This window comes from Burkholderia sp. Ac-20379 (genome assembly GCF_017104645.1).
Lineage (GTDB): Bacteria > Pseudomonadota > Gammaproteobacteria > Burkholderiales > Burkholderiaceae > Burkholderia.
Genome location: NZ_JAAGPF010000350.1, coordinates 1 through 7,554, shown reverse-complemented (window position 1 = coordinate 7,554; position 7,554 = coordinate 1). Strand labels below are relative to the sequence as shown.

Annotated in this window: 7 protein-coding genes and 1 pseudogene; 3 read left to right on the top strand and 5 right to left on the bottom strand. The window is 68.5% G+C overall.

Annotation, left to right across the window (positions count from 1 at the left end; translation table 11 throughout):
* Together G3N92_RS35145 and G3N92_RS28570 are read right to left on the bottom strand one after the other, a co-directional pair.
* Nucleotides 1-304 (bottom strand): annotated as a pseudogene (locus G3N92_RS35145) (pilus assembly protein PilN); the annotation flags it as partial.
* Nucleotides 301-1,182 carry a hypothetical protein gene (locus G3N92_RS28570; protein WP_339385828.1) on the bottom strand — a complete coding sequence of 294 codons (882 nt, stop codon included), beginning with the start codon at nt 1,180-1,182 and terminating at the stop codon, nt 301-303. The gene G3N92_RS28570 and the pseudogene G3N92_RS35145, both read right to left, overlap by 4 nt.
* A gap of 237 nt (nt 1,183-1,419) precedes the next feature.
* On the opposite strand from G3N92_RS28570, the gene G3N92_RS28565 reads away from it, so the two are divergent.
* Nucleotides 1,420-3,915 carry a penicillin-binding protein 1A gene (locus G3N92_RS28565; protein WP_206130933.1) on the top strand — a complete coding sequence of 832 codons (2,496 nt, stop codon included), beginning with the start codon at nt 1,420-1,422 and terminating at the stop codon, nt 3,913-3,915.
* Between the two features lie 79 nt (nt 3,916-3,994).
* Here G3N92_RS28565 and cyaY read toward each other — a convergent pair whose 3' ends face one another.
* Entirely contained in the window at nt 3,995-4,321 is a 327-nt protein-coding gene (cyaY, locus tag G3N92_RS28560) for an iron donor protein CyaY (protein ID WP_206130932.1), read from the bottom strand.
* A gap of 36 nt (nt 4,322-4,357) precedes the next feature.
* Here cyaY and G3N92_RS28555 point away from each other — a divergent pair, with 36 nt between their 5' ends.
* Together G3N92_RS28555 and lysA are read left to right on the top strand one after the other, a co-directional pair.
* Nucleotides 4,358-4,609, top strand: a complete 252-nt coding sequence (locus G3N92_RS28555; RefSeq protein WP_206130931.1) for a lipoprotein — start codon at nt 4,358-4,360, stop codon at nt 4,607-4,609.
* A 6-nt stretch (nt 4,610-4,615) separates the two neighbouring features.
* Entirely contained in the window at nt 4,616-5,887 is a 1,272-nt protein-coding gene (gene lysA / locus G3N92_RS28550; protein WP_206130930.1) for a diaminopimelate decarboxylase, read from the top strand.
* Nucleotides 5,888-5,980: 93 nt separating this feature from the next.
* On the opposite strand, the gene msrQ is transcribed toward lysA, so the two are convergent.
* Both msrQ and msrP read right to left on the bottom strand, forming a co-directional pair.
* On the bottom strand, nt 5,981-6,643 hold the full coding sequence (gene msrQ / locus G3N92_RS28545) for a protein-methionine-sulfoxide reductase heme-binding subunit MsrQ (RefSeq protein ID WP_241015073.1): 663 nt from the start codon (nt 6,641-6,643) through the stop codon (nt 5,981-5,983).
* A gap of 22 nt (nt 6,644-6,665) precedes the next feature.
* Nucleotides 6,666-7,554, bottom strand: an 889-nt coding sequence (msrP, locus tag G3N92_RS28540) for a protein-methionine-sulfoxide reductase catalytic subunit MsrP (protein ID WP_206130928.1), incomplete at its 5' end; no start/stop codon positions are given.

Below are 7,554 nucleotides of genomic sequence, written 5' to 3'. Positions count from 1 at the left end.
CGCGCGCCTGTACCGCCGCCTCGGCCAGACGCACGCGCGGCGCCCACGCGGCAAGCTGCGTTTCGATCGCCGCGCGTTGCCCATCGAGCCGCACGCGCTCGGCCATCTGTATGGCGCAGGCCAACGCGGCGCAGACGAAACCGAACCCGGCCGCTCCGGCGAATTCCGCCACCCGACGGCGGCGTGCCAACCTCGCATCGCGTTGCCGGTAGGGCAGCAGATTGAAACCGCCAAGCCATGCACGCCGCCGCGTCGCATCGCGTGCCAGCGCCTGCGCGGGCAACACCCGCCGCGGCGCGCTCATTCGCACACGCCTCGCAGGCCCAGACCGAACGCCACCGCGAATCGGCCGCCCGCGCCGCCTGGCGGCACCGCGTGGCGCTCGCCGGTCGCGCAATACACGGCGCAATCGAACGGCAGCACGAGGCAGCCGAGCAAATCGCCGATCGTCGCGCACTCGGGCGGCGGCGCACCGTCGATCGCCCTCGGTTCGCCCGCCCCGCCCACATACGCGTAATGCAATTCGCCCCGGCTTGCCAGATCGCGCAGCAGGTCGACCCAATCGGTGTATTCGGGCGACGGCATGCGCAGATGCGCGGTGACGGCCAGCCCCTCGACACGCCACGCGTCCACGCTGCCCTCGCCGATCCAGAGCGCCGCATAGGCCTGCGCCGGAGCGATTTCGCCGCAGGCGACCTGCCGGATCGCGCGCAGCGCCGCATAGGGCTCGCCGTCGATGCCGGTCAGCAGGAAACCCGCAGCCGATGCCGCTTCGACGCGCAATTCGATGCGCACGCGCTCGGCCGAAGCCACCAGCAAGCGGCCCGGATAGAGGATGTCGTTGACACACCAGTCGATCGACAGCGCCTCGCTCGGCAACCCGGTCACGCGCTCGGCCTCGGCATGCACAGCCCGCGCCACCGGGCCCTGCGCGGCAATGCGCGGATCGAGCGAGGACATCGCCACCTCGCACGGCGGCAGCGCCATCACGGCCGACATGCCGCGCACCGGCAAACGCGCCGCCGTACGCTCGACGATCGCGCCCAGCGCCTGCGTCACACACGACCAATCACGGCCCGCCAAGTCGCACGGCTGTGCATACGGCTGCACTTCCAGCGCCTCGATCGTCGGCGTATTGCGGCGCCGGCTCACGAACGCCACGCGCACCGCGTCGCGCCCCACATCGATTCCGGCGGCTACGCGCCGCCCGGCCATCCATCGTCGGTATCTCGCCATCGGTCCTCCCTGGCGCCGCGCGGCAGGGGCGCGGCTCGACAACCATTCTCGCGAGCGGCCCGCACCGCGAACAGTCGGCCGGATGGCCATCGAACCGGCGACATCCCCCGTCGTCCTGTCCGTTCGGCCAGGCACCATGAACGTGCATACCGGGCGTTTATAATCGCGTGTCCGTTTTCCGGTATGCCTATGCAACCCACGAATCCCACGACGCCGCCGCTGGCGAGCGAACCGACCTGGCGCCCGGCCGGCGAGACGCCGTCGGCCGGCGAACCGCCCCAGCCGCCTCCGCCCCCGCCGGCTGCGGAGCCGCCGCCACCGCCTCCCCCGCCGCCGCCGCGCAAGCGGCCGTGGTGGCTGAAGCTGCTGCTCGCCCTGGTCGGGCTGTGCGTGGCGGCCGTGGTGTGCGCGGGCCTCGTGCTCGGCTACGCGCTCGTGGTCGCGTGGCCGAACATGCCGTCGCTCGACGCGCTGACCGACTACCGGCCCAAGGTGCCGCTGCGGATCTACACGTCCGATCACGTGCTGATCGGCGAATTCGGCGAGGAGCGCCGCGACATCGTCCATATCCAGGACGTGCCCGATTCGCTGAAGAAGGCGATCCTCGCGATCGAGGACGCACGCTTCTACGAACACGGCGGCGTCGATCTGACCGGCATCGCGCGCGCCGGCGTGGTGGCGCTGACCAACGGCCACGCCACGCAGGGCGCCAGCACGATCACGATGCAGGTCGCGCGCAACTTCTTCCTGTCGAGCGAGAAAACCTACACGCGCAAGATCTACGAGATGCTGCTCGCGTACCGGATCGAGCGCGCGCTGACGAAGGATCAGATTCTCGAGGTGTACATGAATCAGATCTATCTCGGCCAGCGCGCGTACGGCTTCGCGAGCGCCGCGCACGTCTATTTCGGCAAGGACCTCAAGGATCTGACGCTGGCCGAGGCCGCGATGCTGGCCGGGCTGCCGAAGGCGCCGTCGGCCTACAACCCGGTGGTCAATCCGAAGCGCGCGAAGGTGCGCCAGCAGTACATCCTGCAGCGCATGCTCGAACTGAACTTCATCACGCGCGACCAGTACGACGAAGCCGTGGCGCAGCCGCTCGTGGTCAAGAGCGCGACGCGCGAGTACAGCGTGCATGCCGAGTACATCGCGGAAATGGTCCGGCAGATGATGTATGCGCAGTACAAGGACGAAACCTACACGCGCGGCTTCAACGTCATCACCACCGTCGATTCGGCCGACCAGACGCTCGCCTATCAGGCGCTGCGCCGCGGCCTGATGGATTACGACCGCCGTCACGGCTATCGCGGCCCGGAAGCGTTCATCGAGCTGCCCGCCGATCCGACGCAACGCGAGCAGGCGATCGACGATGCCCTGCTCGACCACCCCGACAACGGCGAGCTGATCTCGGCCGTCGTCACCGATGCGAATCCGAAGCAGATCCAGATCAGCTTCATGGACGGCAGCAGCGCCGCCGTGAGCGGCGCCGATCTGCGCTTCGCGGCGGTGTCGCTGGCCGCGAACGCGCAACCGAACCGCAAGATCCGCCCCGGCGCGATCGTGCGCGTGATGAAGAACGACAGCGGCGGCTGGACGATCACGCAGTTGCCGCAGATCGAGGGCGCGTTCGTCTCGATCGTCCCGCAGAACGGCGCGATCCGTTCGATGGTGGGCGGCTTCGACTTCAACAAGAACAAGTTCAACCACGTCACGCAGGCGTGGCGGCAGCCGGGTTCGAGCTTCAAGCCGTTCATCTATTCGGCCTCGCTCGACAAGGGCCTCGGGCCGGCGACCATCATCAACGACGGCCCGCTCTACTTCAGCGCCGCCGAAACGGGCGGCCAGCCCTGGGAGCCGAAGAACTACGGCGGCGGCTTCGACGGCCCCGAGCCGATGCGCCGGGCGCTGATGCGCTCGCGCAATCTGGTGTCGATCCGCATCCTCAACGACATCGGCACCAAGTACGCCCAACAGTACATCACGCGCTTCGGCTTCGATGCCGAGCGTCACCCGGCCTACCTGCCGATGGCGCTCGGCGCGGGCCTCGTCACGCCGCTGCAGATGGCCGGCGCCTATTCGGTGTTCGCCAACGGCGGCTATCGCGTCAATCCGTTCGTGATCAGCGAGATCACCGACGCGAGCGGCAACGTCGTGGCGCGCGCCCAGCCGCTGGTGGCCGAGCAGAACGCGCCGCGCGCGATCGACGCACGCAACGCCTACGTGATGAACAGCCTGCTGCAGAGCGTCGCGCAGCACGGCACGGGCGCGAAGACCAACGAGCTCAAGCGCACCGACATCGGCGGCAAGACCGGCACCACCAACGATTCGCGCGACGCCTGGTTCGCGGGCTTCCAGCACACGCTGGCCGCGATCGCCTGGATCGGCTACGACAACCCGCGCAGCCTGGGCGACCGCGAAACCGGCGGCGGGCTCGCGCTGCCGGTCTGGATCGACTACATGGGGCCGTCGCTGAAGAACGTGCCGATGTACAAGGCGGACAAGCCGGACGACGTGACCGACATCGGCGGCGAGCTGTATTTCAGCGAGTTCACGCCGGGCCACGGCTTCGTCTCGACGGTCGGCGTGGCGCAGGCCGCCGCGCCGACGGATGCCTCGATCCCGCAAGTCGATCCGCAGGAACGCAAGGACATCATGAATCTGTTCGAAGGCGGCAACTGAGGCCGGCCGGGGCGCGCCCCCGGCTGCCGCCAAGCAAAAGAGCGACCCGCGGGTCGCTCTTTTTCATGGTGCGCCGCGCTCAGGCGCTGAACGGCACCGGCTCGCCGGCCTGCTCGCTCGCGTAGCGCGTGAGCGCCTCGAAGAACTCGTCGCCCGAGCGCGTGTCGCGCCAGGCGCCGTCGACGTAGCGGTAGTGGAAACCGCCCGATTTCGCGGCGATCCACACTTCCTTCATCGGCGGCTGCAGGTTGATGATGATCTTCGTGCCGTTCTCGAAACTCAGCGTGACGACGCTGCCGTTGCGGCCCAGATCGATGTCGAGATCGCCTTCGTTGGCGGTGTCCACGCAGCGCTCGACGGCCGCCAGAACGGCCTCGGCGCGGGTCAGGTATTCGGTATCGCTCATGCTAAACTCTGTCGATTCAATTGTTTAGGGACGATCATGCGTGTCGTTTTCCAGATGAGCGCGATTGTAGCGGCTTTGGCGCTCGCCGGCTGCGGTCAACGCGGCGCGCTCTATCTGCCCACCGTGCCGCCGCTGCCCCCGAAGCCCGTCCTCGAAACGCAACCCGGCTCACAGCCGGACACGTCCGACGCGGCCTCCGATGCCGCCGGCGCTCCGGGCACGTCCCTGCAGCTTTCGCCCGCGCTCTCCGCGCCGGCCCCGGCGTCCGCCGCCAATCCCACTCGATGATTCCGGATGACTCACCCCGCATTTGATTACGTCAACGGCACGCTGCACGCCGAAGGCATCCCCGTCGACAAGCTCGCCGACCACTTCGACACGCCGCTCTACGTCTATTCGCGCGCCGCGCTGACGGCCGCCTATCAGGCCTACGCGAAAGCCTGCGAGGGCCGCCGCGCGGCGGTTCACGTCGCCGTGAAAGCGAACAGCAACCTCGGCGTGCTGAACGTGTTCGCGCGGCTCGGCGCGGGCTTCGACATCGTGTCGGGCGGCGAGCTGGCGCGCGTGCTGGCCGCCGGCGGCAAGGCGGAAAACGTGGTGTTCTCGGGCGTGGGCAAGAACGCGGACGAAATGCGCATCGCGCTCGAAGCCGGCGTCAAATGCTTCAACGTCGAATCGATTCCCGAACTCGACCGCCTCAACGACGTGGCCGGCTCGCTCGGCAAGCGCGCGCCGGTGTCGCTGCGCGTGAACCCCGACGTCGATCCGAAAACGCATCCGTACATTTCCACCGGCCTGAAGGCGAACAAGTTCGGCGTGGCGTTCGCCGACGCGCGCGAGACGTACCGCGCCGCGGCCAAGCTGCCGAACCTCTCGGTGGTCGGCATCGATTGCCACATCGGCTCGCAGATCACCGAGCTGAGCCCCTACCTCGACGCGCTCGACAAGGTGCTCGACCTCGTCGAACAGATCGAAGCGGACGGCACGCCGATCCATCACATCGACATCGGCGGCGGCCTCGGCATCACCTATTCGGACGAGACGCCGCCCGAGATCGGCGTGTTCGTCGCGGCGCTGTTCGAGAAGCTCGATGCGCGCGGCCACGGCCAGCGCGAGGTGTATTTCGAGCCGGGCCGCTCGCTGACGGGCAATGCCGGCATCCTGCTCACGCGCGTCGAATTCCTGAAGCCGGGCGAGGAGAAGAACTTCGCGATCGTCGATGCGGCAATGAACGATCTCGCGCGCCCGGCGATGTACGAGGCGTATCACGCGATCGTGCCCGTCAAGGAAACCAGCGGGCACGCGAGCGCCGTGTACGACGTGGTCGGCCCCGTCTGCGAAAGCGGCGACTGGCTCGGCCGCGAGCGCACGCTGGCGATCGCGCCCGGCGATCTGCTCGCGATCCGCTCGGCCGGCGCCTACGGCTTCGTCATGAGCTCGAACTACAACACGCGCCCGCGCGCGGCCGAGGTGATGGTCGACGGCGTCAACGCGTTTCTCGTGCGCCCGCGCGAGACGATGGAAAACCTGTTCGGCAACGAGGCGATCCTGCCCGACGCGGAATAAGCGCTGCCGGGCCCGCCCGGCATCCGCGCCATCGAAAAAAGCGACGCAGGCCCTCCGGCTTGCGTCGCTTTTTTCATGGCGGCCCGGGCCGCTTCAAGGCGCTTCGCGGCGCGGCCCGAGCAGCGCCGTGGCCACGCGCCAGCCGAGCAGCACCAGCACGATCGCGCCATAGAGCTTCGGCAGCGCGAGATCGTGCTTGCCGGCCCGCATCCACCAGAAGTGCAGGATCGCGAGCAGCGCGATCGCGTAGATCAGCCGATGCAGCCGCTGCCAGTTCCGGCCGAGCCGGCGCACCATCGCGCGCGGCGAGGTCAGCGCAAGCGGCATCAGCAGCACGAACGCCGCGAAGCCGACCGTGATGAACGGCCGCTTGACCACGTCGCGCAGGATCGCCCCGAGATCGAACCACTTGTCGAACCAGAAGTACGTCGTGAAATGCAGCGCGGCGTAGAAAAACGCGAACAGGCCGATCATGCGCCGCAGGCGCAGCAGCGCGTTCAGCCCGGCGATGCGCCGCAGCGGCGTGACGGCCAGCGTCACGCAGAGGATCACGAGCGTCCAGAGCCCGGTCGAGCGCGTGACGAACTCCACCGGGTTCGCGCCGAGCCCGCCCGTGAAGCCGAGCGCCACGAGCCGTGCGAGCGGAAACAGCCCGGCGAGGAACACCAGCGGTTTGACCACGCGCACCCAGCGCGGCGCGGCGGGCGCCACCGATGCCCCGGCCCGGCGGTTCGCGCCGCCGGCCGGCGTCTGCAGTTTGTCGTCCACCCTGCGCCGCCTAGAAGTTCTTGCGCAGATCCATGCCGCGATACATCGACGCGACCAGATCGCCGTAGCCGTTGAACATCAGCGTCTTGCGCTTCGGCGTGAAGAAGCCGTCCTCGCCGATGCGCCGCTCGGTAGCCTGGCTCCAGCGCGGGTGATCGACTTCCGGGTTCACGTTCGAATAAAAGCCGTATTCGGTGGGGGCGTAGGTGTTCCAGCTGGTTTTCGGCTGCTGCTCGACGAAGCGGATCTTCACGATCGACTTGGCGCTCTTGAAGCCGTATTTCCACGGCACCACGAGCCGCACCGGCGCGCCGTTCTGGTTCGGCAGCACCTGCCCGTAGACGCCCATCGTCAGCAACGCGAGCGGGTTCATCGCCTCGTCGAGCCGCAGCCCCTCCGAGTAGGGCCAGTCGAGGATCGGCTCCGACAGCCCCGGCATCTGCGACGGATCGGCCAGCGTGACGAACTGCACGTATTTGGCGTTCGGGGCCGGCTGCACGCGCCGAATCAGCTCGGCGAGCGGAATGCCGATCCACGGAATCACCATCGACCAGCCCTCGACGCAACGGTGCCGATAGACGCGCTCCTCGAGCGGCGCGAGCTTCAGCAGCTCGTCGATGTCGTAGACCTTCGGCGCCTTCACCGCGCCCTCGACGCTGACGCGCCACGGCCGCGGCCGCAGCGAGCCGGCGTTCTGCGCGGGATCGCCCTTGTCCGTGCCGAATTCGTAGAAGTTGTTGTAGGTGGTCACGTCCTTGTACGGCGTGACCTTGTCGGGCACCACGAATTTCGCGTTGGTGGTGGCCGCCAGCGCATGCGCCGACGGGTTCGGCGAGCGATAGGCCGCGAACGCCGCCTCGGGCGCGCCGCCGAAGCCGCCCACCAGCGCCGCGCCGGCT

Coding starts and splice junctions, on each gene's coding strand:
- G3N92_RS28555 (WP_206130931.1), top strand. CDS start 4,358: ATGCGTGTCGTTTTCCAGATGAGCGCGATTGTAGCGGCTTTGGCGCTC.
- lysA (WP_206130930.1), top strand. CDS start 4,616: ATGACTCACCCCGCATTTGATTACGTCAACGGCACGCTGCACGCCGAA.
- G3N92_RS28565 (WP_206130933.1), top strand. CDS start 1,420: ATGCCTATGCAACCCACGAATCCCACGACGCCGCCGCTGGCGAGCGAA.
- cyaY (WP_206130932.1), bottom strand. CDS start 4,321: ATGAGCGATACCGAATACCTGACCCGCGCCGAGGCCGTTCTGGCGGCC.